The organism is Streptomyces sp. NBC_00568 (assembly GCF_026341855.1).
Lineage (GTDB): Bacteria > Actinomycetota > Actinomycetes > Streptomycetales > Streptomycetaceae > Streptomyces.
Genome location: NZ_JAPENW010000001.1, coordinates 3,504,786 through 3,527,175, shown reverse-complemented (window position 1 = coordinate 3,527,175; position 22,390 = coordinate 3,504,786). Strand labels below are relative to the sequence as shown.

21 protein-coding genes and 1 riboswitch are annotated in these 22,390 nt (G+C 70.8%); of the genes, 11 read left to right on the top strand and 10 right to left on the bottom strand.

Annotated elements, in window-relative coordinates; all coding sequences use genetic code 11:
- The first annotated feature begins 49 nt into the window (after positions 1–49).
- The 3 genes from murQ to OOK38_RS15470 are packed head-to-tail and all read left to right on the top strand — an operon-like array spanning position 50 to position 3,048.
- The gene (gene murQ, locus OOK38_RS15480) at positions 50–985 is read left to right on the top strand and encodes an N-acetylmuramic acid 6-phosphate etherase (protein WP_266759994.1); all 936 of its coding nucleotides are present in this window, start codon (positions 50–52) and stop codon (positions 983–985) included.
- Positions 986–1,001: 16 nt separating this feature from the next.
- Positions 1,002–2,414 (top strand): PTS transporter subunit EIIC, encoded by a 1,413-nt coding sequence (locus tag OOK38_RS15475; RefSeq protein ID WP_266759996.1) that lies wholly within the window; start codon positions 1,002–1,004, stop codon positions 2,412–2,414.
- 46 nt (positions 2,415–2,460) lie between these two features.
- Positions 2,461–3,048 (top strand): hypothetical protein, encoded by a 588-nt coding sequence (locus tag OOK38_RS15470; RefSeq protein WP_266759998.1) that lies wholly within the window; start codon positions 2,461–2,463, stop codon positions 3,046–3,048.
- Positions 3,049–3,109: 61 nt separating this feature from the next.
- Here OOK38_RS15470 and OOK38_RS15465 read toward each other — a convergent pair whose 3' ends face one another.
- Together OOK38_RS15465 and OOK38_RS15460 are read right to left on the bottom strand one after the other, a co-directional pair.
- On the bottom strand, positions 3,110–3,310 hold the full coding sequence (locus OOK38_RS15465) for a hypothetical protein (protein WP_266766037.1): 201 nt from the start codon (positions 3,308–3,310) through the stop codon (positions 3,110–3,112).
- The gene (locus tag OOK38_RS15460) at positions 3,307–3,537 is read right to left on the bottom strand and encodes a hypothetical protein (RefSeq protein ID WP_266848518.1); all 231 of its coding nucleotides are present in this window, start codon (positions 3,535–3,537) and stop codon (positions 3,307–3,309) included. The genes OOK38_RS15465 and OOK38_RS15460 overlap by 4 nt, the downstream gene beginning before the upstream one ends.
- A 121-nt stretch (positions 3,538–3,658) precedes the next feature.
- Here OOK38_RS15460 and OOK38_RS15455 point away from each other — a divergent pair, with 121 nt between their 5' ends.
- A complete protein-coding gene (locus tag OOK38_RS15455; RefSeq protein ID WP_266760002.1) occupies positions 3,659–4,501 on the top strand; it encodes a helix-turn-helix transcriptional regulator in 843 nt (280 codons plus the stop codon).
- The gene (locus tag OOK38_RS15450; RefSeq protein ID WP_266760004.1) at positions 4,482–4,748 is read left to right on the top strand and encodes a DUF397 domain-containing protein; all 267 of its coding nucleotides are present in this window, start codon (positions 4,482–4,484) and stop codon (positions 4,746–4,748) included. Before OOK38_RS15455 ends, OOK38_RS15450 begins: the two co-directional genes overlap by 20 nt.
- Before the next feature lie 83 nt (positions 4,749–4,831).
- Here the strand turns inward: OOK38_RS15450 and OOK38_RS15445 are convergent, their stop codons facing one another.
- The gene (locus OOK38_RS15445; protein WP_266760006.1) at positions 4,832–5,953 is read right to left on the bottom strand and encodes an NADH:flavin oxidoreductase; all 1,122 of its coding nucleotides are present in this window, start codon (positions 5,951–5,953) and stop codon (positions 4,832–4,834) included.
- Between the two features lie 438 nt (positions 5,954–6,391).
- Here OOK38_RS15445 and OOK38_RS15440 point away from each other — a divergent pair, with 438 nt between their 5' ends.
- On the top strand, positions 6,392–8,899 hold the full coding sequence (locus OOK38_RS15440) for a phosphatidylserine/phosphatidylglycerophosphate/cardiolipin synthase family protein (protein ID WP_266760008.1): 2,508 nt from the start codon (positions 6,392–6,394) through the stop codon (positions 8,897–8,899).
- Between the two features lie 124 nt (positions 8,900–9,023).
- On the opposite strand, the gene groL is transcribed toward OOK38_RS15440, so the two are convergent.
- The 4 genes from groL to thrC form a co-directional block, all read right to left on the bottom strand.
- Positions 9,024–10,649, bottom strand: a complete 1,626-nt coding sequence (gene groL, locus OOK38_RS15435; RefSeq protein ID WP_266760010.1) for a chaperonin GroEL — start codon at positions 10,647–10,649, stop codon at positions 9,024–9,026.
- A 431-nt stretch (positions 10,650–11,080) separates the two neighbouring features.
- A complete protein-coding gene (locus tag OOK38_RS15430; protein ID WP_005315736.1) occupies positions 11,081–11,284 on the bottom strand; it encodes a cold-shock protein in 204 nt (67 codons plus the stop codon).
- 441 nt (positions 11,285–11,725) lie between these two features.
- On the bottom strand, positions 11,726–12,001 hold the full coding sequence (locus tag OOK38_RS15425; RefSeq protein WP_266760012.1) for a MoaD/ThiS family protein: 276 nt from the start codon (positions 11,999–12,001) through the stop codon (positions 11,726–11,728).
- Positions 11,998–13,305, bottom strand: coding sequence for a threonine synthase (thrC, locus tag OOK38_RS15420; RefSeq protein WP_266760014.1), 1,308 nt, complete (start codon positions 13,303–13,305; stop codon positions 11,998–12,000). The genes OOK38_RS15425 and thrC overlap by 4 nt, the downstream gene beginning before the upstream one ends.
- Positions 13,306–13,322: 17 nt before the next feature.
- A riboswitch (SAM riboswitch) is annotated at positions 13,323–13,479 on the bottom strand.
- Positions 13,480–13,684: 205 nt separating this feature from the next.
- Here thrC and OOK38_RS15415 point away from each other — a divergent pair.
- Complete coding sequence (locus OOK38_RS15415; RefSeq protein WP_266760016.1) at positions 13,685–14,629, top strand: glucosyl-3-phosphoglycerate synthase; 945 nt, start codon at positions 13,685–13,687, stop codon at positions 14,627–14,629.
- Between the two features lie 78 nt (positions 14,630–14,707).
- The gene (locus OOK38_RS15410; RefSeq protein ID WP_266848516.1) at positions 14,708–16,165 is read left to right on the top strand and encodes a trehalose-6-phosphate synthase; all 1,458 of its coding nucleotides are present in this window, start codon (positions 14,708–14,710) and stop codon (positions 16,163–16,165) included.
- A 157-nt stretch (positions 16,166–16,322) separates the two neighbouring features.
- Here the strand turns inward: OOK38_RS15410 and otsB are convergent, their stop codons facing one another.
- From otsB to OOK38_RS15395, 3 genes are all read right to left on the bottom strand, one after another.
- Positions 16,323–17,177: a trehalose-phosphatase gene (gene otsB / locus OOK38_RS15405; RefSeq protein ID WP_266760019.1), complete on the bottom strand. Its 855-nt coding sequence runs from the start codon at positions 17,175–17,177 to the stop codon at positions 16,323–16,325.
- Between the two features lie 125 nt (positions 17,178–17,302).
- Positions 17,303–17,530 (bottom strand): DUF3263 domain-containing protein, encoded by a 228-nt coding sequence (locus OOK38_RS15400; protein WP_266760020.1) that lies wholly within the window; start codon positions 17,528–17,530, stop codon positions 17,303–17,305.
- 110 nt (positions 17,531–17,640) lie between these two features.
- The gene (locus tag OOK38_RS15395) at positions 17,641–18,909 is read right to left on the bottom strand and encodes an extracellular solute-binding protein (protein ID WP_266848514.1); all 1,269 of its coding nucleotides are present in this window, start codon (positions 18,907–18,909) and stop codon (positions 17,641–17,643) included.
- A 143-nt stretch (positions 18,910–19,052) separates the two neighbouring features.
- Between OOK38_RS15395 and OOK38_RS15390 the strand changes: the two genes are divergently transcribed.
- The 3 genes from OOK38_RS15390 to OOK38_RS15380 all read left to right on the top strand — a co-directional run bounded on the left by OOK38_RS15390 (position 19,053) and on the right by OOK38_RS15380 (position 22,279).
- Positions 19,053–20,048 (top strand): ROK family protein, encoded by a 996-nt coding sequence (locus OOK38_RS15390; protein ID WP_266760022.1) that lies wholly within the window; start codon positions 19,053–19,055, stop codon positions 20,046–20,048.
- 7 nt (positions 20,049–20,055) lie between these two features.
- Positions 20,056–21,204 (top strand): N-acetylglucosamine-6-phosphate deacetylase, encoded by a 1,149-nt coding sequence (gene nagA, locus OOK38_RS15385; RefSeq protein WP_266760023.1) that lies wholly within the window; start codon positions 20,056–20,058, stop codon positions 21,202–21,204.
- Positions 21,205–21,349: 145 nt separating this feature from the next.
- Positions 21,350–22,279, top strand: coding sequence for a 1-phosphofructokinase family hexose kinase (locus OOK38_RS15380; protein ID WP_266760024.1), 930 nt, complete (start codon positions 21,350–21,352; stop codon positions 22,277–22,279).
- Positions 22,280–22,390: the final 111 nt, after the last annotated feature.

Sequence of the window (22,390 nt, the reverse complement as noted above, 5' to 3'; positions counted from 1 at the left end):
TCCCGCCCCCGGGGCGCGGTAACACCTCACCGGAAAGAGCCGCTCCGTCATGACCTCCATGTCCAACTACGGCGATCTTCGAGCAGAGTTGGAGACGCTGACCACCGAGGCGTTCCGCCCTGAGCTGTCCGAGATCGACCGGTTGCCCACGCTGGAGATCGCGAAGCTCATGAACGGGGAGGACGCGACGGTCCCGACGGCCGTCGCCGCGCAGCTCCCGCTCATCGCCGCCGCGATCGACGACATCGCGGAGCGCATGTCCCGCGGCGGGCGCCTCGTCTACGCGGGCGCGGGCACCGCCGGGCGCCTCGGCGTCCTGGACGCCTCCGAGTGCCCGCCCACCTTCAACACCGATCCCTCCCAGGTCGTGGGCATGATCGCGGGCGGCCCGACCGCCATGGTCACCTCGATCGAGGGCGCCGAGGACTCCAGGGAGCTGGCGGCGGCCGACCTGGACGCCCTCGCGCTGACGGCCGACGACACCGTGGTCGGTGTCTCCGCCTCGGGCCGCACCCCGTACGCCGTCGGCGCGGTCGAGCACGCCCGGAAGCAGGGCGCGCTCACGATCGGCCTGTCCTGCAACGCGCACAGCGCGCTCGCGGCGGCGGCCGACCACGGCATCGAGGTCGTGGTGGGCCCCGAACTGCTCACCGGCTCCACCCGGCTGAAGTCCGGCACGGCGCAGAAACTCGTCCTGAACATGCTCTCGACGATCACGATGATCCGCCTCGGCAAGACGTACGGGAACCTGATGGTCGACGTACGCGCCTCGAACGAAAAGCTGCGGGCCCGCTCCCGCCGGATCGTCGCGCTCGCCACCGGCGCCTCCGACGAGGAGATCGAGCGCGCGCTGGCCGCCACGGACGGCGAGGTGAAGAACGCCATCCTGACGATCCTCGGCGACGTGGACGGCCCGACGGCCGCCCGCCTTCTGGAGGAGTCCGAGGGCCATCTGCGCGCCGCGCTGGCGGCGGCGGCCGGCTGACCAGCACGCTCGGGGAGTGCGCACACCGGACTCCCTCACAGCAGCGGCGATCCTCCCCCTCGTGGGCGGCCCCGCGAACGTCCTCTCCGTCGCCCACTGCATGACCCGGCTCCGGCTGGGTCTGCGGGACCGGAGCCTGGTGGACGAGGGCGGCCTGCGGGCCCTGCCCGCCGTCCTCGGCCTGGTCGCGGACGACGGCACCTACCAGATCGTGCTGGGCCCCGGCACGGTCGCCCGCGTCACGCCGGAGTTCGAGGCGCTGCTGACGACCACGGCCGACCGGCTCGCCCTGCGCGGCGCCGAGCTGAAGGCCGACCGGAGCCGGCGCAACGCCACCCCGCTCAAACTGCTCCTGCGGCGGATCGCGGACATCTTCGTGCCGCTGATCCCCGCCCTGATCGGCTGCGGGGTGATCGCGGGCCTCAACGGCCTGCTCATCAACCTCGGCCTGCTGACCGGCCTCACCCCCGCGCTGACCGCGATCGCCTCCGGATTCATGGCGCTGATCGCCGTCTTCGTCGGCTACAACACGGCCAAGGAGTTCGGCGGCACACCGATCCTGGGCGGCGCGGTGGCCTCGGTCGTCGTGTACGCGGGAGTCGCCAAGGTGACGGTCCTCGGCGTGACCCTCGCCCCGGGCCAGGGCGGCGTCCTGGGCGCCCTGGCCGCCGCCGTCCTCGGGACGTACGTGGAGAAGTGGTGCCGCCGCCGGGTCCCGCCGACCCTGGACGTCCTGGTCACCCCGACCGTCACCGTGCTGCTGACCGGCCTGGTGACGCTGTACGCCCTGATGTACGTGGCCGGTGAGCTGTCCTCCGCCATCGGCACGGCCGCGGACTGGCTGCTCTCCACCACGGGCGCCTTCGCCGGGCTCGTCCTGGGCGCGCTGTTCCTGCCCCTGGTGATGCTCGGCCTGCACCAGGCGCTCATCCCCATCCACACCACGCTCATCGAGCAGCAGGGCTACACCGTCCTGCTGCCCGTCCTCGCCATGGCGGGCGCGGGCCAGGTCGGCGCCGCCCTCGCGGTGTACGTCCGGCTGCGCCACGACACCTCGCTGCGGACGACGATCAGGTCGGCGCTCCCGGCCGGTCTCCTCGGCGTCGGCGAACCTCTGATCTACGGCGTCTCCCTCCCGCTCGGCCGCCCCTTCCTCACGGCGTGCGCGGGCGGAGCGGCGGGCGGCGCCTTCATCGGCTTCTTCTCGATGCTGGGCGACCAGGTGGGCTCGACGGCCATCGGACCCTCGGGCTGGGCCCTGTTCCCGCTGCTGTCCGGCAACCGGGGCCTCGCCCTGACCGCGGCGATCTACGCGGGCGGCCTGCTCACGGGGTACGCCGTCGGATTCACGGCCACCTACTTCTTCGGCCTCGGCGGCGTGACACCGGCCCGCCGGGCGGAACAGGCCACGGAACAGGCCGCCGTTTAGGACCTGTCCTGGCCGGACTGTCGGTGGCGCGTGCGAGGCTGGTTCCATGAACCACGCACAGCTGACCGCCCTAGGCCGCGCCCTGCGGCTGCTCGGGGAGCACGGCGACGCTCTGAACGCCGACACCCCCGACGCCAAGCTGCACGAGGTCAAGGCGGACCTGAAGCGGGCCCTGGACCTGCTCGACGAGACGGTGACGACCGCGGCGCCGACCACTCGCTGCGCCGAGCATCCGAACGGCCCGGTGGACGAGAGCGCCCCGGACCGCTGCCTGCTCTGCGAGACCCGCCGCCGCACCGCCCGCCGCACCGAGGTCAACGACGCGTACACGCACGGCCGGGCGCCCGCCCCGGACGAGCTCCCCGACCGCGCGATGTCCCGCTACGGGGTGCGGGGAGACCGCCCCCAGCCCCAGCAGCGCTGGCTCCCGGAAGTCTGGACCGGCCAGGAGTGGCACCTGTGCGGCACCCCCCGCCGCGACCGCCACGAAGCCGAGCGCTACCTCGCCGCCGAGCGCAGGACCCCCCGCCCCGGCATGGCCTACCGCCTCGTCCACGAGTTCACCGACTACGAGGTGCTCCGCATCTGGGGCACACCCGTCAAGGTCGACATCGAGCCGATGGGCAACCTGTAGGGGGAATCGGCGGGGCAGGCCCGGGAAGGGCCCCGGGGCGGGCCGTTCCCCCGCCCCGCGGTCACGGCAGGCGCCCCTCCGCGTTGAGCCGCCTCACCCGCGCCCGCAGCACCTCCCCCGGCGGCGCCTCCCCCAGGGCCTCGGGAGGACAGTCCCACTCGCATCCGCCGCCGGGCGCCCGCAGTCGTACGTAGCCGCCCTCGCGCCCCATCACCTGGCCGAGCCGGCCGTCCCGCACGTCGATCGCGTACTCCTCGCTCACGCGTCGCCACCGCCGTCCCGCACGTCGCACCCGCGCAGCACCTCGGTCAGCCGCCGCGCGGTGCCCACGTTGCAGCGGCCGAGCGCCACCAGGGCGAACGGCTCGTCGCTCGCGCCGGTCACCGGATCGACCCGCAGGGACGGCAGCACCACACCGACTCCGGTCAGCGCCGCCCGCAGCTCCTCCACGATCTCCTCCGTCGGCCGTACGCGCTTACTCGACGTCATCTCCATCGCACCGATCCCTCCACGCTGAGTGTTCGCATTCACCACCCAGCGTGGCCATCACCCCTCTAACCTGGCCAGAGACGGCGCTCCAACAACCCCACCTGTGTGACAGGGAGTTGCCATGCCCGGACCGAAGGACCTCGATCCGTCCTCCTCGCCGCGCGCCATGATCGGTGCGGAGCTGCGGCACGCCCGCGAGAACGCCGGCCTCAGCCAGGCCGAGTTGGGCGAACCGCTCTTCGTCAGCGGTTCGTTCATCGGCCAACTGGAGTCCGGGACCCGCCGCCTGCACCTCGAATACGCCGTCCAGCTGGACGAGATCCTGGGGACCAACGGGTTCTTCGAGCGCAACTGCAAGGCCCTGGCCAGGTCCAAGTACCCGGACCACTTCGCCGAGGCGGCGGAGGCGGAGGCGGTCGCTTCGGCGATCAGGGAGTACTCGACGCTGCTGATCCCGGGGCTCTTGCAGACCGAGGGGTACGCGGAAGCGGTCTTCCGCGCGTACTCGCCGACAGCGCCCGATGCGGAGATCGCCGCACTGGTGGCAGCACGCTTGGAGCGTGCGCATCTCATCGACGATCCAACAACGCCGTTGTTGTGGGTGGTTGTAGACGAGGCCGTGTTACAGCGACGGGTCGGGGGCGGGCCGGTGATGGCGGAGGCGCTCCGCCATGTGACGGGCCTGGCCAAGGCACACCGGATCATCGTGCAGGTGCTGCCGTTCGGCACGGGGGCTCACGCGTCGATGCACGGATCCCTGAAGCTCATGGAGTTCCTTGACGCGCCCCCGCTGTCCTTCGTGGATGCGCCAAACATGGGGAAGCTGCTGGACGACCCGGCGACCGTCACCCGCCACATCCTCACGTTCAACCTCCTCCAGGCTTCGGCGCTTTCCCCGCACGATTCCCTGGCTCTGATCGAATCCGTGGCGGAGGATTGCGAGCATGGAGAACAAGGCCCATGAGCACGATCTGAGCGCCGCAGCTTGGTACAAGTCCAGCTACAGCGGCGGGGACGGCGGAAACTGCCTGGAGGTCGCTCGCTGGCGCAAGTCCACATACAGCGGAGCGAGCGGCGGCGATTGCCTGGAGGTCGCCGAAGGCCACCCCACGCTCGTCCCCGTCCGGGACTCCAAGAACCCCGGCCCCGCGATCACCTTCGGGGCCGAAGCCTGGGCCGCCTTCGTCGGCCATCTCCGCACCACCGGCTGACCGGCGCGGGGCAGCGAAAAGGGACGGCGCCCGCGGAGTAGCGGGCGCCGTCCCTCCCCCCTGCCCCCGTACGGGGGAGCCGGTCAGCTGAGCGAGCGCAGCGCCGCCGCGTCGTAGGGGGCCAGGTCCTCGAAACGTCCGGCCAGGACCTTCGCCGCCCACTCGGGGTCCTGGAGCAGCGCGCGGCCGATGGCGACGAGGTCGAACTCGTCGCGCTCCATGCGGTCGAGCAGGTCGTCGATGCCCTTGACTGCGGAACCCTCACCCTGGAAGGCCTTGATGAAGTCGCCGTCCAGGCCGACCGAGCCGACGGTGATGGAGGGCTTGCCCGTCAGCTTCTTCGTCCAGCCGGCGAGGTTGAGGTCGGAACCGTCGAACTCGGGCAGCCAGTAGCGGCGCGTGGAGGCGTGGAAGGCGTCCACTCCGGCCGCCGCCAGCGGGGCGAGGATCGCGTCCAGCTCTTCCGGGGTCTCGGCGAGGCGGGCGTCGTAGGCCTGCTGCTTCCACTGCGAGTAGCGGAAGAGGACGGGGAACTCGGGCGAGACGGCGGCACGCACCGCCGCGACGATCTCCGCCGCGAACTTCGTACGGGCCACCGGGTCGCCACCGTACGCGTCCTCGCGCCGGTTGGTGCCGGACCACAGGAACTGGTCGATCAAGTAGCCGTGGGCGCCGTGCAGTTCGACACCGTCGAAGCCTATGCGCTCCGCGTCCGCCGCGGCCTTCGCGAACGCCTCGATGACGTCGTCGAGGTCCTGCTGGGTCATGGCCCTGCCGGTGACCTCGGCACCCTCGGAGCCGATGCCGGAGGGGCCGACCGGCGGGGCGTCCGCGAACGGCGGCTCGCCCGCGCTGCGCACCATGCCGATGTGCCAGAGCTGGGGCACGATCGTGCCGCCCGCCGCGTGCACGGCGTCGGCGACCTTCGCCCATCCGGCCAGCTGGTCCTCACCGTGGAAACGCGGCACCCGGTCGCTCTGCCCGGCCGAGTCGTGGCCGACGTAGGTGCCCTCGGTCACGATGAGGCCCACGCCCGCGGCGGCGCGGCGGGAGTAGTAACCGACCACGTCCTCCCCCGGTACGCCGCCCGGCGAGAACTGCCGGGTCATCGGCGCCATCGCGATCCGGTTCGGGACGGTCAGGCCGTTCAGGGAGACGGGACGGGCAAGGATCTCGGCTGCGCGGGACGCGGCGTCAGTCGTCACGTGGGGGCTCCTCGGAGGGGTGGTCGGTATGACGTCGTGCGGTCGGCGGGGCAGGAGATCCCGTGCGGTATGTGCACATGCATCGACTGCCTGCCCGCTTCAACCGCCTCGCCGGGCGCCGCATTCCGCCGCTCCCGCACCTGACGCTGTGATCCGGGCCACGCCCGCGGAGGGCGCCCGGCGCCACGGGGCTCTCGTGCCGGTGGTCCGGGGGCGGACGGACCGGGGGAGGGCGGTGGCCCGCGGAGGGGGCGTCCGGAGCGACGTACCCGGGGGAGTCCCCGCATCCGCGGCGATCCGCGCCCACGCCGCCGCGGCCCGCACGGCCATGACCGACCGGGCCGAGAGGCCATGCGTGCCAGACATCGAGCGAAGAGCGGTCCACGCCTGTCTATAGGGTGTGATCGATTCGAACAGGCCCCGAACAAAAGGAAACTGATGGGCAGAAACTTGAGACGGATAGCAGCGCTCGCCGCGCCCCTGGCTCTCGGCGCGACCCTGCTCGCTCCGGCCACCGCCCAGGCGGAGACCGTGGTGTCCGGGAACTACACCTCGGTCTTCACGTATCCCAAGCCCACGACCTACGACTCCTCGATCAACACCTCGGTCGGCGACCTGATCGACCTCGCGGCCCCCGGCTCGACCCTGTACATGGGCATGTACTGGTTCAACAGCTCGGGCCTGCGGGCGAAGCTCACCGCCGCCCAGAGCCGCGGGGTCACGCTGCGCATCATCTCGGAGTCGGCGAACCAGCCCAGCAGCGACCTGGACAGCCTCGCGCTGACCGGCGACTCCACCCTCACCTGGTGCTCCCGCGGCTGCCTGGGCAACGGCTCGGGCGACACGAAGGCGATCGACCACGACAAGTACCTCGTGTTCGACTCGCTCACCGACGGACGCAAGAACGTCGTCTGGCAGGGCTCTCAGAACCTCGCGGGCGGCCAGGACGGCGAGATCAACAACGCGGTCGTCGTGTCCGGCAACGCGACCCTCGCCTCCCGGTACCGCGCGCACTTCAACGACCAGGTCAGGCACGCCGGCGACAGCCTGCACACGACGTACGACTACACCACCGGCGACCCGACCTCCCCGGTCGAGGCGTACTTCTCCCCGCGCGACACCGCCTCGGACGCCTCCCACTACGGCAACGCCGACATCCTCGCCTCGTTCATCGACCAGGTCGACTGCTCGATCGACGGAAAGATCAGGATCTCGGCCGCCGAACTCGACCAGCGGACCACCCGCCCGGCCGTCTACGACGCCCTGGCGACGAAGCGGTCCCAGGGATGCAGCGTCGACGCGAACGCCCGCGACCTCAGTGACGGCGGCGGCAACGACGGCATCAACGACCTGACCGCCCTCGACATCGCGGCCTACGGCAACCGCCCCGGCGGCTGCCGCTACAAGACCGCGGCAGGGTCCTCCTGCAACCACGGCACCACCCACTCCAAGTACCTGCTGACGGAGTGGAAGAAGAGCGACGGCACCCAGGTCCAGCACGTGTACACGGGCTCCCACAACTGGACCGCGGGCTCGCTGAAGACGAACGACGAGACGATTCTGCGCATCGACGACGCGGGCACCTACCAGGCCTACGTCGCCAACTTCAACAAAATACGCGCGAGCGCGGTCGACCTCGACGCCGCGAAGTACGGCTCGACGTCCCAGCACTACTCCCGGGTCAACGTGAACGCGAACGGCGACCAGCACTACAGCGCCATCGCCTCCGGCGGCACCTCGTCCGTCTACACCGCGGTGGCCTACGAGCAGGGCGACCGGCACGACTCCTCGGACAGCGAGCTGGGCACCGACGTGTACCTGCGCCTGTACAAGGACGGTGCGCCGCTGTGGGACGAGAAGCTGCTGAGCAACGGCAACACCGGTACCGGCACGACCTGGTCGCACCAGAAGCCCGACGTCGGCGTGGACGACCAGGGCAACGCGATCGTCGTGTGGGCCAAGGACGACGACGGCAACAAGTACGCCGACATCGCGGTGCGCAAGGTGACCCCGGACGGCACGGTCACCACCCTGCCGCGCCCGCACGCCTCCGGTGACGGAGACCAGCTGCGGCCGACGGTCGCGGTGGCCGGCGACGGTTCCTACAGCGTCGCCTGGGAGAGCACGGCCGACGGCTCGACCCTCAACCAGGTGTACGCGAGCAGCTGGTCCCCGACCGGTGCGCTGCGCTACCAGGATGTCCAGGTCAGCACGATCAACTCCGGTGCCGCCGGATCGAACCGCCGACCCGACGCGGCGATCGACGACGCCGGGAACACCGTGATCGCCTGGGAGGAGGACGCGGACGGCAACGGCGGCCTCAACATCGGTGTAGCCAAGCTGAACACCTCGGGCGGCTTCTCCGTGGCCCGCAAGGTGGGCAACTCCCTCACCGACGGACAGCAGACCAAGCCCGCCGTGGCATCCACGGGCGACGGTCGGTTCGTCGTGGCCTGGACGGACGAGTACACCACGGGCACCGGCACACTGGTGCGGCCGCAGCGGATCAACCAGCGCTTCTTCTCGGCGACCGGAACTCCCGCGGCGGCGGACCGGCGGACCACCGAGGACGGCACCGCTGACACGGGCCCCGGCCCCTACGTCGACGGCAAGCGACCGATCTCCGACCAGGCGGACGCCGATGTCACGGTCGCCGACGACGGCACCTTCGTCGTCGCGTGGAAGGAGGCCTTCGACGTGCTCGTCGGCAACCCGGCCACCCTGTACGCGGGCCAGGACGACGTGTGGGCCCGCGGCTTCAACGCCGACGGCACGACGACCGGCAGGTTCCCCGCCACCCGGATGAACGTGGTGACCGGCGGCGGCCAGGGCGGCCCTGCCGTGGCCGTCGCCTCGAACGGCCGGCTCGCGCTGACGTACTCGGACGACTACGACGGCAACGGCTTCAACGAGATGCGGCTGCGCGACGCGTTCGGCAACTCCTGATCGCCTCTCCCGCCGCGGCCCGGACAGCCGCGGCGGGAGAGCGTGAACGCCCGAGGGCGGCACCCCCAAGTGGGAGTGCCGCCCTCGGTCTCGTACTGCGACGAACCGCTGATCCGCGAAGGGATCAGAAGTCCATGTCACCGCCCGGCATGCCGCCCGGAGCGCCGCCGGCAGCGGCCTTCTCCGGCTTGTCGGCGATGACGGCCTCGGTGGTGAGGAACAGCGCGGCGATGGAGGCGGCGTTCTGCAGAGCAGAGCGCGTGACCTTCGCCGGGTCGATGATGCCTTCGGCGATCATGTCGACGTACTCACCGGTCGCGGCGTTCAGGCCGTGACCGACGGGCAGGTTGCGCACCTTCTCGACGATGACGCCACCCTCGAGACCACCGTTGACGGCGATCTGCTTGAGCGGGGCCTCCAGGGCGAGCTTCACGGCGTTCGCGCCGGTCGCCTCGTCACCCGTGAGCTCGAGCTTCTCGAAGACCGAGGAAGCCTGGAGCAGAGCCACGCCACCACCGGCGACGATGCCCTCCTCGACGGCCGCCTTCGCGTTGCGAACGGCGTCCTCGATGCGGTGCTTGCGCTCCTTGAGCTCGACCTCGGTGGCGGCACCGGCCTTGATGACGGCCACGCCGCCGGCCAGCTTCGCCAGACGCTCCTGGAGCTTCTCGCGGTCGTAGTCCGAGTCCGAGTTCTCGATCTCGGCACGGATCTGGTTGACCCGGCCGGCGACCTGGTCGGCAGAGCCGGAGCCGTCGACGATCGTGGTCTCGTCCTTGGTGATGACGACCTTGCGGGCACGGCCCAGCAGGTCCAGACCCGCGTTCTCCAGCTTGAGGCCGACCTCCTCGGAGATGACCTCGCCGCCCGTGAGGATGGCGATGTCGCCGAGCATGGCCTTGCGGCGGTCACCGAAGCCCGGAGCCTTGACGGCGACGGACTTGAAGGTGCCACGGATCTTGTTGACGACCAGGGTCGACAGGGCCTCGCCCTCGACGTCCTCGGCGATGATCAGCAGCGGCTTGCCGCCCTGCATGACCTTCTCGAGGAGCGGAAGCAGGTCCTTGACGTTCGCGATCTTGGAGTTCGCGATCAGGATGTACGGGTCGTCGAGGACGGCCTCCATACGCTCCATGTCGGTGGCGAAGTACGCCGAGATGTAGCCCTTGTCGAAGCGCATACCCTCGGTGAGCTCAAGCTCCAGACCGAAGGTCTGGGACTCCTCGACGGTGATGACGCCTTCCTTGCCGACCTTGTCCATCGCCTCGGCGATGAGCTCGCCGATCTGGGTGTCGGCGGCGGAGATGGAGGCCGTGGAAGCGATCTGCTCCTTGGTCTCGACATCCTTGGCCTGCTCGAGCAGGGCACCGGAGACGGCCTCGACGGCCTTCTCGATACCGCGCTTGAGGGCCATCGGGTTGGCGCCGGCGGCGACGTTGCGCAGACCCTCGCGCACGAGCGCCTGGGCCAGCACGGTCGCCGTGGTCGTACCGTCACCGGCGACGTCGTCCGTCTTCTTGGCGACTTCCTTGACCAGCTCGGCGCCGATCTTCTCGTACGGGTCCTCGAGCTCGATCTCCTTGGCGATGGAAACACCATCGTTGGTGATCGTGGGCGCGCCCCACTTCTTCTCGAGGACGACGTTACGGCCCTTGGGGCCGAGGGTGACCTTGACGGCGTCGGCGAGCTGGTTCATCCCGCGCTCGAGACCGCGCCGTGCCTCCTCGTCGAACGCGATGATCTTGGCCATGTGAAGTGGTCCTCCCGGACGGGGTGGATTGCTCCGGATCGTGCCCGCGCCCGCGACGGACGGCCTGCAAGCCTTGTGGTTCCTTGCCCCACAGGCCCGCGGGCCTCGCCGGCCCGATCCAAGTTCTGTCACTCTCACTGGGAGAGTGCTAACGCCAATGATTAGCACTCGACCCCGTCGAGTGCAAGGTGCGCTCGCGAAGCGAGCTCATTGAGGGGTGGCGGTCGGGCGACGGGCGGGCGCGAGCGCCTCTCATGAAAACGGGCCCCTGGCGGAGCGCACGCACGGCGCCCGGACGGAGCGCGCCCGCGGGCGCGCGCGAGACGGAACAGGGCACCCCGGAGGGTGGCCGGGGACGCACGAGGGGCCCGCATCCCTGGTGGGATGCGGGCCCCTCGGCGTGAGTGCGTCGGTGGCCGTTCGCGCCCGGATCAGACGGCGAGTTTGACCATGTCCGCCTGCGGACCCTTCTGGCCCTGCGAGATTTCGAACTCCACTCGCTGACCCTCTTCAAGGGTGCGGTAGCCGTCCATCTGAATCGCGCTGTAGTGCACGAAGACGTCCGCACCACCGTCGACCGCGATGAAGCCGTACCCCTTCTCCGCGTTGAACCACTTGACGGTGCCCTGAGCCATGCCTAACTCCCCTATTACTGGCCCTTGCACAGATCCACACTTCGCGGATCCGGGTCAGACCTCACCCCCCAATGGTTGGGGGTGTGCGCCGGAACGCGTCGACCGCGGCTGAATGTATCTGTCCAACTGCCGTCTGCAACAGGTCAATCGGACGAGAATTCTGGGCATGGCTGATCGTTGATATGCGGAGGATTTGCAAGGATTCAGGGCAAGTCGGGCCCCGTAAATGCCATAAACGGCTCAAAAAGGCGGGGCACTTTGGCTACTTCTTGTCGGATGCCGGGCGAGGACTCATATGCGTCCGGCATGAAACCAACATCGAAAGCGAAGCGACTTCCCCAACTGTAGCGCGCTCAACCCTACAGAATTGCCCCCTCCGTTTCTCTCACGGAGGGGGCAATTCGATGAACTCAGCGTGTTCGGCATTACCGAGGGTAACGATCAGCCTCCGGCGACGGCCGGAATGATCGAGACGCCCACACCGTCCGGGGTCGCCGTCTCCAGGCCCTGCTCGAACCGGACGTCGTCGTCGTTGACGTACACGTTGACGAAGCGGCGCAGCTTGCCCTGGTCGTCCAGAACGCGCGCGGCGATGCCCGTGTGGTTCTTCTCCAGGTCGGCGATGACCTCGGCGAGGGTCGTACCCTCGGCCGTCACCTCGGCGACGCCCCCGGTGTAGGTGCGCAGGATGGTGGGGATGCGGACGTTGACGCTCATGATGCGAGGCCTGCCTCTCGGAAGGAGTCGAGGTTCGGGCGGATGGTCGCGGTCAGCCCGGTGTCCGAGGCCACCGCGTCCAGAGTCTTGAGGCCGTCGCCGGTGTTCAGCACGACCGTGGTCAGGGTCGGGTCGAGGAGACCGTTCTCGATCAGCTTGCGGGTGACACCGACGGTCACGCCGCCGGCCGTCTCCGCGAAGATGCCCTCGGTGCGCGCGAGCAGCTTGATCGCGTCGACGATCTGCTCGTCGTTCACGTCCTCCACGGCACCGCCGGTGCGGCGCGCGATGTCGAGCACGTACGGCCCGTCCGCGGGGTTGCCGATGGCGAGCGACTTGGCGATGGTGTCCGGCTTCTGCGGGCGCACGACGTCGTGACCGGCCTTGTAGGCGACGGACACCGGGGAGCAGCCCTCGGCCTGGGCGCCGAAGATCTTGTACGGCCTGTCCTCGACGAGCCCGAGCTTGATCAGTTCCTGCAGGCCCTTGTCGATCTTCGTGAGCTGGGAGCCGGAGGCGATCGGCACGACCAGCTGGTCCGGCAGCTGCCAGCCGAGCTGCTCGCAGATCTCGTACGCCAGCGTCTTGGAGCCCTCGGCGTAGTACGGCCGCAGGTTGACGTTGACGAAGCCCCAGCCCTCGCCGGCCGGGTCGCCGATCAGCTCGGAGCAGAAGCGGTTCACATCGTCGTAGTTGCCCTGGATGCCGACGAGCTCGCCGCCGTAGACCGCGGCCATGACGACCTTGCCCTGCTCCAGGTCGTGCGGGATGAACACGCAGGAGCGGAAGCCGGCACGGGCCGCCGCGGCGCCCACGGCACCGGCGAGGTTGCCCGTGGAGGAGCAGGAGAGGGTGGTGAAGCCGAAGACGCGGGCCGCTTCGATGGCCTGGGCGACGACGCGGTCCTTGAAGGAGTGCGTCGGGTTGCCGGAGTCGTCCTTGACGAAGAGCTTGCCGGCGTCGACACCGAGCTCGCGGGCCAGGTTGTCGGCCTGGACGAGCTTGGTCCAGCCGGGGTTGATGTTCGGCTTCTGCGCCACGTCCGCGGGGACGGGCAGGAGGGGCGCGTAGCGCCAGATGTTCGCGGGTCCCGCTTCGATGCGCTTGCGGAGCTCTTCGGTCTCGTAGGCCGAGAAGTCGTAGGCGATCTCCAGCGGGCCGAAACACTCCTCGCAGGCGAAGACCGGGCCGAGCGGGACGCGGTGCCCGCACTCGCGGCAGGAAAGCGCCGCTGCCGGGCCGAGGTCCACCGCGTCGGCGGAGTTCACGGAGTTCGTGGTGCTTTCAACTGTCTGCGCAGCCATGGAGGCGAGGCCCTTTCTCCTCATCTTCCTCACGACGCACTTCGCCGTGAGACGGATTTGGCACCTTCCCTAGCCGGGAGCCTCGCGACGCGATCGACATCGATCGGTACGAGACCGGCTGGAGGGTTGCCGGGGCTTCATCGGGCCGTATCCCTCTGCCCCTCTGGATGAGCGGTATTTGATTGTTGAACTGTTGAACACGATACGCGCCGATGATCCAGGACATGCGATGGTCATCCGCGTTGTTCAAGACTGTAACCGAAGGCCAGGACAGTTGAGATAGTCGTCCGAACCGCGAGACGACGGCAATCGATCTGCCGCTGGCCGCAGCGGGCACGCTGATGAGAGCGTGTGATCAGACAGTGAGGAGCCGCAGACCGTGCTGAAAGATGTCGAAAGCTGGCTGAGCACACGCTCCTGGTCCCTGACCGACCGCCCGCTCCACAAGCTCATGGCCGCGAAACGTTCCACCGGATCGACGGTCAGCGTCGTACTGCCCGCGCTCAACGAGGAGGAGACGGTCGGCGAGATCGTGGCGATCATCCGCCACGACCTGATGCAGCAGGTGCCCCTCGTCGACGAGATCGTCGTCGTCGACTCGGGCTCGACCGATCGCACCTCGGCGGTCGCCGCCGCCGCGGGCGCGAGAGTCGTGCACCGCGACGACATCCTCCCGCGGATTCCCGCGGTGCCCGGCAAGGGCGAGGTGCTGTGGCGGTCGCTGCTCGTGACGAGCGGGGACATCGTCTGTTTCATCGACGCGGACCTCAAGGAGTTCTCGTCCGACTTCGTCACCGGGATCGTGGGCCCGCTGCTCACCGACCCCGGGGTCGATCTGGTCAAGGCCATGTACGACCGCCCGCTGGGCGGCGCCTCGGGACAGGGCGGCAGGGTCACCGAGCTGATGGCCCGCCCCCTGCTGAACATGCACTGGCCGCAGCTGGCGGGCTTCGTCCAGCCGCTCGGCGGCGAGTACGCGGCCCGTCGCTCCCTGCTCGAACAGCTCCCGTTCCCCGTCGGCTACGGCGTGGAGCTGGGCATGCTCGTCGACGCCCTGCACCTGGTGGGCCTGGACGCCCTCGCCCAGGTCGACGTCGGCGTGCGCAAGCACCGCCACCAGGACGGCCAGGCCCTGGGCCGTATGGCCGCCGCGATCTACCGCACCGCCCAGCTCCGGCTGGCCCGCGGCCACCTGATCCGCCCCGCCCTCACCCAGTTCGAGCGCGGCCGGGACGGTTTCCAGCCGCGCACGTACTCGGTGGACACGGAGGAAAGGCCCCCGATGAGCGAAATCTCCGAGTACCAGCGGCGCAGAGCCGCGTAGACCAGCCCTCCCGGCCCGCGATCGCATACGGCCGAAGGGAACGTTTGAGCGTTTCGACACGGGGCTAGGTTTCGAGGCATGGCTTCAACGCACGGTGCCCACCGGATTCTGGTCGCCTCCAACCGCGGCCCGATCACCTACGAGGTACGGGAGGACGGTTCTCTGCACGCCCGGCGCGGCGGCGGCGGCCTCGTCTCGGGCCTCTCGGCGATCGGGCCCGACGCGGGCGCCCTATGGGTGTGCTCGGCCCTCGGCGGCGGCGACCGGGAGGCCGTCGCGCGCGGAGCCGGCGAGGACGGCGTGCGCATGCTGGCCATCGACGCCGACGTGCACGCCGACGCCTACAACGGCATCGCCAACTCCGTCCTGTGGTTCGTCCACCACATGCTGTACCAGACCCCGCTGGAGCCGGTCTTCGACGCGGAGTTCCGGCGCCAGTGGGAGTCGTACCGGACCTACAACCGCGCCTTCGCCGAGGCGCTGGCCGAAGAGGCCGCCGAGGGCGCGGCGGTGCTGGTCCAGGACTACCACCTGTGCCTGGTGCCGGGGATGCTCCGCGAGCTGCGCCCCGACCTGCGCATCGGCCACTTCTCCCACACGCCGTGGGCGCCCGAGGACTACTTCCGGATGCTCCCCGACGACATCCGCGCGGAACTGGTGGGAGGCATGCTCGGCGCGGACCGGGTGGCGTTCCTGACCTGGCGGTGGGCGACGGCCTTCATGCGCTGCGCGGAGGAGGCCGACCCCGAGCGCTACTCCGCGACCCGGCCCTCGGGCGCCCCCAGGGCGATCGAGCACCTGGACGGCGCCCGGCCGCCCGTGCGCGAGACCCTCGTCGGCGTGCACGGCCTCGGCGCGGACGCCGAGTTCCTGCGCGAACGCTCCCACCGGGAGGACGTCGAGGAGCGGATGGCCGCGCTGCGCGCGGAGATCGGCGAGGACCGCAGGGCGATCGTGCGCGTCGACCGGACCGAGCTGTCCAAGAACATCGTGCGCGGACTGCTGGCGTACCGGCAGCTGCTCGACGACCACCCGGAGTGGCGCGAGCGGGTGGTCCACGTGGCCTTCGCCTACCCCTCGCGGCAGGACCTCGCGGTGTACCGGGAGTACACGGCCGAGGTGCAGCGCGTGGCCGACGAGATCAACTCCCGCTACGGAACGCCCGGTTGGACCCCGGTGGTGCTGCACGTCAAGGACGACTTCGCGCGCTCGCTCGCCGCGTACCGGCTGGCCGACGTCGCCCTCGTCAACCCCATCAGGGACGGCATGAACCTCGTCGCCAAGGAGGTCCCGGTCGTCTCCGACGAGGGCTGCGTGCTGGTGCTCTCGCGGGAGGCCGGGGCGTACGAGGAACTGGGCGAGGACGCGATCTCCGTGAACCCGTACGACGTGATCGGTACGGCACGGGCGCTGCACGAGGCGTTGACCATGCAGCCGGGCGAACGGGCCGAGCGCACCAAGCGGCTGGCCGCCGCGGCCACCGCTCTGCCGCCGGCCCAGTGGTTCCTGGACCAACTCCGGGCGCTGGAGACCTGAACACACTCCAGCCCCTCCGGCCGGGGAAGGGATTTCAGCCCCTCCGGCGCTTGAGGAGCGGGGTCCGGGGCGGAGCCCCAGGTACCGGACGGGTAGGGGCGGAGGGGGCGAAGCAAGCCTTCCGCCGCCCCCGCCCGCGCGGGCGACGAGCGGCCGGTCAGGCGAGTTCGGCCGCGAGAGAAGCGAGCAGGCGTACGACCCCGGACGGGCCGTCGACCACCAGGTCGGCGCGTTCGGCGAGTTCGCCGACCTCGGAGCTGCCGCTGCACACCAGGAGTCCGGGGACGCCGTCGGAGCGGAGCTTGTCGACGGCGGCGAAGGCGGGCAGGTCGCCCAGGTCGTCACCCGCGTAGAGGACGGCCTCGGCGCCGACCTCCCGGACGTACTCCAGGAGGGCGACACCCTTGTCCATGCCCGGCGGGCGCAGCTCCAGGACCATGCGGCCGGGCTCGACGATCAGGCCGTGCCGGGTGGCCAGATCGGCCAGCGGCTCGCGGAGCGCCTCGAAGGCGGCCTGCGGGTCCGCGGCGCGGCGCGTGTGCACGGCGACCGCACGGCCCTTCTCCTCGATCCAGGTGCCCTGCCAGGCGCCGATCCTGTCGAGGAATCCCGGCAGTTCGGCGCGGACGGCGGCCACACCGGGGTGCGGGGCGGGGGCGGTGACCGTGCCGCTCACCGCGTCCCAGCGCTCGGCGCCGTAGTGGCCGAGGACGACGAGGTGCTCCAGTCCGGGGACGCCCGCGAAGCCGCCGTGACGTACGGCCACACCGGCCGGGCGGCCGGTGACCACGGCGATCGAGGCGACCTTGGGGGCGAGTGCCGCGAGGGCGGGCACCGCGTCGGGGTGCGCACGGGCTTGGTCGGGGTCGGGGACGATGGGGGCGAGGGTCCCGTCGAAGTCGAGTGCGACGACCGTCCGGGTGGGGCGGGTGAGGATCGCGTCCAGAGCGTCGCGCCCGGCGGGGGTGACCGGGGCCGGCAAGGAGTCCTTGGATTCGGGATGGCTGCCCATGGGGCGACCCTATCCGGGTGGGGGCGGACACACCCATGGCTCATGGCCGAGCGGGCTACCCACCCGGCCGGAATGCCACGCCCCGACAACTCCACCGAGCCGAATCCCCGGCCCGGAGGCTCGTCTCAGCGCTCCGCCCGGCGGGCCTCCCGTACCCGGCGCAGCCTGTTCACCGTCACCGGGTCGTGCGCCAGGGCCCTCGGGTCGTCCAGCAGCGCGTTGAGCAGCTGGTAGTAGCGGACCGGGGCCAGGCCCAGCCGTTCTCGTACGGCGCGCTCCTTGGCGCCGGGGCCGGGGAAGCCGCGGCGCTCCAGGGCGAGGATGCTCCGTTCGCGGGCGGGCAGCTCTTCCATGGACAGCACGGTAGCCCCCGGCACCGACAGTGCCGAGCCGGAGACGGAGCCGGGACCGGGAGCGGAGCCGGAGAGCGGGACCGGAGCCGGCGGGCGGGACCGGGCCTGTCCTAGTAGCCGCTTTCCGCCATGGTGGCGTTGGTCTGCAGGGAGCCGAGGATCTCGGCCGGGTCGCCGTCCTGGCTCACGGCCTTGGCGATCTCGCTCTTCACGTCGGCGCTGACCTCGGCCCAGGAGGTCTTGCCGACCGGGTAGAGCACCGAGGAGGGCAGCTCGGCGAGGAAGGGCTCCAGGTCCGCGTCGTCCGGGTCGGACACCATCGCGTCGGACGCGGAGGAGGTGACCGGCAGCAGGTCGTACTCGCGGGAGAAGGCGAGGACGTTCTTGTCCTGGTAGACGAAGTCGAGGAAGTCGCCGACCTGCTCGCCGTGGCCGTTCTTCTTGAAGGCCATCATCCAGTCGGCGACCCCCATGGTGGCCTTGGACCTGCCCTCGACGCCGGGCATCGGCACCATCCCGAACTTCACGCCCTCGGCGGCGGCCTGCTTCATCAGGGTGGGGTGCCCGACGAGCATCCCGACCTCACCCCGGGTGAACGCCGAGAAGGCGGCCGCACGGTTCAGCTTGGCAGGTGCGACGGGTCCGGTGAGCCCCTTGCCCACCAGTTCGTCCTTCAGCCAGGTGACCGTGTGGATGTTCTGCGGAGAGTCGATGGAGTACGAGTCGACGTCGTCCGTGTAGCCGTTCCCTCCGCTCAGCAGCCACTGCATGGTCTCCGCCTGAGCCTCCTCGGGGCCGAGCGGCAGCGCGTAGGGGAACTTCACGCCCCTGGCCTTGAGCGCCCTCGCGTCGGCCGCGAGCTCGCTCCAGGTCGTGGGCGGGGTGATGCCGGCCTCGGAGAACAGGGTCTTGTTGAAGAAGAGCAGGCGCGTGGACGCGGCGAACGGCATGCCGTACTGCGTCCGGTCCGTCTTCCCCGCGTCGGCGAGTTCCGGGACCAAGTCGGCCTGAACAGGTATGGAGAGCAGGTCCTCGACCTTGTAGAGCCGGCCCTGCGCGGCGTAGTCGGCGTAGGCGCCGATCTGCGCCACGTCCGGGGCGTGGCCCGCCGCGACCATCTCCTTGACCTTGCGGTCCACGTCGGTCCAGGGGTAGACGCTGACCTCGACCTTGATCCCCGGGTGACCGGCCTCGTAGTCCTCGGCCAGGTCGTCCCAGTACTTCTGGGAGCTGTTGGCCCTGGACGCGCCGTAGTCGGCGGCCACGAGTCTCAGGGTCACGTCCGAGGAACCGCCGCTCGGGCCGCCGCAGGCCGCGAGGGCCGCCGTCATGCCGAGAACCGAGATCGCCGCGATCGTTCCTGTCCTGCGCCGCTGCACCGCTTGCACTCCCCAACCCCTGAGCCGTATCGGCTGCTTCTTTGCTTCTGCGTCCGTTGCACCCGTCTCGGAATGCGGATACAAGGTCTACACCACGTGAGTGGACTAGACCTCTCTAGGGGTAAGGGGCGACACTGTCCCCCGTGAGACATGTCATCGCCCTCGATGTGGGCGGCACCGGGATGAAGGCAGCCCTCGTCGGGGTGGACGCCGAGCCTTCCGCGGACCGCCCCGACGTGCCGCCGCAGCGGACCTCCGGGCCCCCCGCGCTGCTGCACCAGGCCCGCCGGGCGACCGGCCGCGAGCGCGGGCCCGACGCCGTCGTCGAAGACATCCTCGACTTCGCCGCCGAACTGCGCGCCCACGGCGAGAAGCACTTCGGCGAGAGCGCCCTGGCCGCCGGCGTCGCCGTCCCCGGCATCGTCGACGCCCGGCACGGCATCGCGGTCTACGCCGCCAACCTCGGCTGGCGCGACGTCCCGCTGCGCCGGCTGCTCGGCGAGCGGCTCGGCGGCATACCCGTCGCGCTCGGGCACGACGTGCGCACCGGTGGGCTCGCGGAGGGCCGCGTCGGCGCCGGACAGGGAGCGGACCGCTTCCTCTTCGTCCCGCTGGGCACCGGGATCGCGGGCGCCATCGGCATCAACGGCAGCGTCGAGGAGGGCGCGCACGGCTTCGCGGGCGAGATCGGCCACATCGTCGTACGGCCCGGCGGGGCCCCGTGCCCGTGCGGGCAGCGCGGCTGTCTGGAACGGTTCGCCTCCGCGGCGGCCGTCAGCCAGGCCTGGGCCGAGGCGTCCGGCGACCCGGAGGCGGACGCGGCGGACTGCGCCAAGGCCGTCGCGTCGGGCGACCCGAGGGCGCGGGCCGTCTGGCAGGAGGCCGTCGACGCGCTCGCCGACGGGCTGGTCACCGCGCTCACCCTCCTGGACCCGCGCACACTGATCATCGGTGGCGGGCTCGCCGAGGCGGGGGAAACCTTGTTCACACCCCTGCGGGCCGCGGTCGAGCGACGCGTCACCTTCCAGAAGCTGCCGTCCATCGTCCCCGCCGCTCTCGGGGACACCGCCGGATGCCTCGGTGCCGGGCTGCTCGCCCGGGACCTCCTGAACACCACTTCTACGACTCCCCGGAGGTAACCACCCGATGGCCCCTAGCAAGGTTCTCGCCGGCGCCCGGGTGGTACTGCCCACCGGGATCGTGCACGACGGCCGCGTGATCATCGACGGTGCGCGGATCTCCGGCGGGGAGGCTCCCGCGGACGCGCCCGTGACCGACCTGTCCGGCCACTGGCTGGTCCCCGGTTTCGTCGACATCCACAACCACGGTGGTGGCGGCGCGTCCTTCACCTCGGGAACGGTCGAGGACGTCCTCCGGGGCATCCACACCCACCGTCTGCACGGCACCACGACCGTCGTCGCCTCGACCGTCACCGGTGACATGCACGGCCTCGCCGAGCGCGCCGGGATGCTCTCCGAGCTGGCCGAACAGGGCGACCTCGCGGGCATCCACTTCGAGGGCCCGTTCATCTCGCCGTGCCGCAAGGGCGCGCACTCCGAGGAACTGCTGCGCGACCCGGACCCGGCCGAGGTCCGCAAGCTCGTGGACGCGGCGCGCGGCCGGGCCAGCATGGTCACGCTCGCCCCCGAACTGCCGGGCGGCCTCGACTCCGTGCGGCTGCTCGCCGAACACGGGGTGATCGCCGCGATCGGGCACACCGACGCGACGTACGAGCAGACGCAGGCGGCCATCGACGCGGGCGCGACCGTGGCGACGCATCTGTTCAACGCGATGCCGGCGCTCGGGCACCGGGCGCCGGGCCCCATCGCCGCCCTCCTGGAGGACGAGCGGATCACCGTCGAGCTGATCAACGACGGCACGCATCTGCACCCCGCCTCGCTGGAGCTGGCGTTCCATCACGCGGGTCCGGGCCGGGTCGCGTTCATCACCGACGCGATGGACGCGGCGGGCTTCGGCGACGGCCGCTACATGCTCGGCCCGCTCGAGGTCGAGGTCGCGGACGGTGTCGCCCGCCTGGTGGAGGGCGGTTCGATCGCCGGCTCCACGCTCACCCTCGACCGCGCCTTCCAGCGCGCCGTCACGGTCGACAGGCTGCCGGTCGAGGACATCGTGGCGGCCATCTCCGCCAACCCCGCCCGTCTGCTCGGCGTGTACGACCGGGTGGGCTCCCTGGAGCCGGGCAAGGACGCGGACCTCGTGGTCCTCGACGCCGGCTTCGCGCTCAAGGGCGTGATGCGCAAGGGCGCCTGGGTGGTCGATCCCCAACTGGGGTGATTCACCCCTTTGTTGCCGTACGGCGGTTGGCCCGGGGGGACTGGGCCGACCGCCGTTGTCTTTGGCATGATCAGACCTCCGCAACCATCGGCGGGCGCCGGACCGGCGCGCACGTCACACAACTCTTCGGGGGAGGTCGGCCCAGGTGATCCTCACGGTCACGCTGAACACCGCTCTCGACATCACCTATCGCGTGCGGGCACTGCGGCCGCACAGCGCGCACCGGGTGACCGAAGTGACCGAACGTCCGGGCGGCAAGGGCCTGAACGTGGGGCGGGTGCTCGCCGCGCTCGGGCACGAGGTGACGATCACCGGTTTCACCGGCGGCGCGACGGGCCGCACGGTGCGGGACCAGCTCACCGGGACGGCCGGGGTGGTGGACGCGCTCGTCCCGGTGGAGGGATCGACGCGCCGCACCATAGCCGTGGTCGACACCGGCACCGGTGACACGACCCAGCTCAACGAACCGGGACCGGCGATAACCGCCGCCGAGTGGTCGGCCTTCCAGGAGACGTACGAGCATCTGCTGCGCTCCGCCTCGGCGGTGGCCCTGTGCGGCAGCCTGCCCCCGGGGGTACCGGTCGGCGCCTACGCCCAACTCGTCCGCACCGCCCGCACCCTGGCCGTCCCGGTCCTGCTGGACACCAGCGGCGAGCCGCTGCGCCGGGGCGTCGCCGCCCGCCCCGACATCATCAAGCCGAACGCCGAGGAACTCGCCGAACTCACCGGCACCCACGACCCGTTGCAGGCCACCCGCAACGCCCGGCGCCGCGGCGCCCACGCGGTGGTCGCCTCGCTCGGCCCGGACGGGCTGCTCGCCCACACCCCCGACGGCCACTGGCGCGCCACCCCGCCGCGCCGGGTCCCCGGCAACCCCACGGGCGCGGGCGACTCGGCCGTGGCGGGCCTGCTGTCGGGCCTGGCCGAGGGGCTGCCCTGGCCGGAGCGGCTGGCCCGGGCCGCGGCCCTGTCCATGGCGACCGTACTGGCCCCTACGGCGGGCGAGTTCGACCGGTCGGCCTACGAGACGCTGGTGAACCAGATCGCGGTCACCGAGGACGCGACGGCGGCGTGACCCGGCCCGCCGGGCGTGAGATAAATCCCCGCCGAACCGACTCAAGATCCATTAATGTCATGAGCATGTCTATATCTAAGTCGAATCTGCGACGCACCGTTCAGCTTGGGG

Bases quoted from the DNA above. Each gene is read 5' to 3' on its own strand.
- murQ (WP_266759994.1), top strand. From the start codon at position 50: ATGACCTCCATGTCCAACTACGGCGATCTTCGAGCAGAGTTGGAGACG.
- OOK38_RS15470 (WP_266759998.1), top strand. From the start codon at position 2,461: ATGAACCACGCACAGCTGACCGCCCTAGGCCGCGCCCTGCGGCTGCTC.
- OOK38_RS15460 (WP_266848518.1), bottom strand. From the start codon at position 3,537: ATGACGTCGAGTAAGCGCGTACGGCCGACGGAGGAGATCGTGGAGGAG.
- OOK38_RS15455 (WP_266760002.1), top strand. From the start codon at position 3,659: ATGCCCGGACCGAAGGACCTCGATCCGTCCTCCTCGCCGCGCGCCATG.
- OOK38_RS15450 (WP_266760004.1), top strand. From the start codon at position 4,482: ATGGAGAACAAGGCCCATGAGCACGATCTGAGCGCCGCAGCTTGGTAC.
- OOK38_RS15440 (WP_266760008.1), top strand. From the start codon at position 6,392: ATGGGCAGAAACTTGAGACGGATAGCAGCGCTCGCCGCGCCCCTGGCT.
- groL (WP_266760010.1), bottom strand. From the start codon at position 10,649: ATGGCCAAGATCATCGCGTTCGACGAGGAGGCACGGCGCGGTCTCGAG.
- OOK38_RS15430 (WP_005315736.1), bottom strand. From the start codon at position 11,284: ATGGCTCAGGGCACCGTCAAGTGGTTCAACGCGGAGAAGGGGTACGGC.
- OOK38_RS15425 (WP_266760012.1), bottom strand. From the start codon at position 12,001: ATGAGCGTCAACGTCCGCATCCCCACCATCCTGCGCACCTACACCGGG.
- thrC (WP_266760014.1), bottom strand. From the start codon at position 13,305: ATGGCTGCGCAGACAGTTGAAAGCACCACGAACTCCGTGAACTCCGCC.
- OOK38_RS15410 (WP_266848516.1), top strand. From the start codon at position 14,708: ATGGCTTCAACGCACGGTGCCCACCGGATTCTGGTCGCCTCCAACCGC.
- otsB (WP_266760019.1), bottom strand. From the start codon at position 17,177: ATGGGCAGCCATCCCGAATCCAAGGACTCCTTGCCGGCCCCGGTCACC.
- OOK38_RS15400 (WP_266760020.1), bottom strand. From the start codon at position 17,530: ATGGAAGAGCTGCCCGCCCGCGAACGGAGCATCCTCGCCCTGGAGCGC.
- nagA (WP_266760023.1), top strand. From the start codon at position 20,056: ATGGCCCCTAGCAAGGTTCTCGCCGGCGCCCGGGTGGTACTGCCCACC.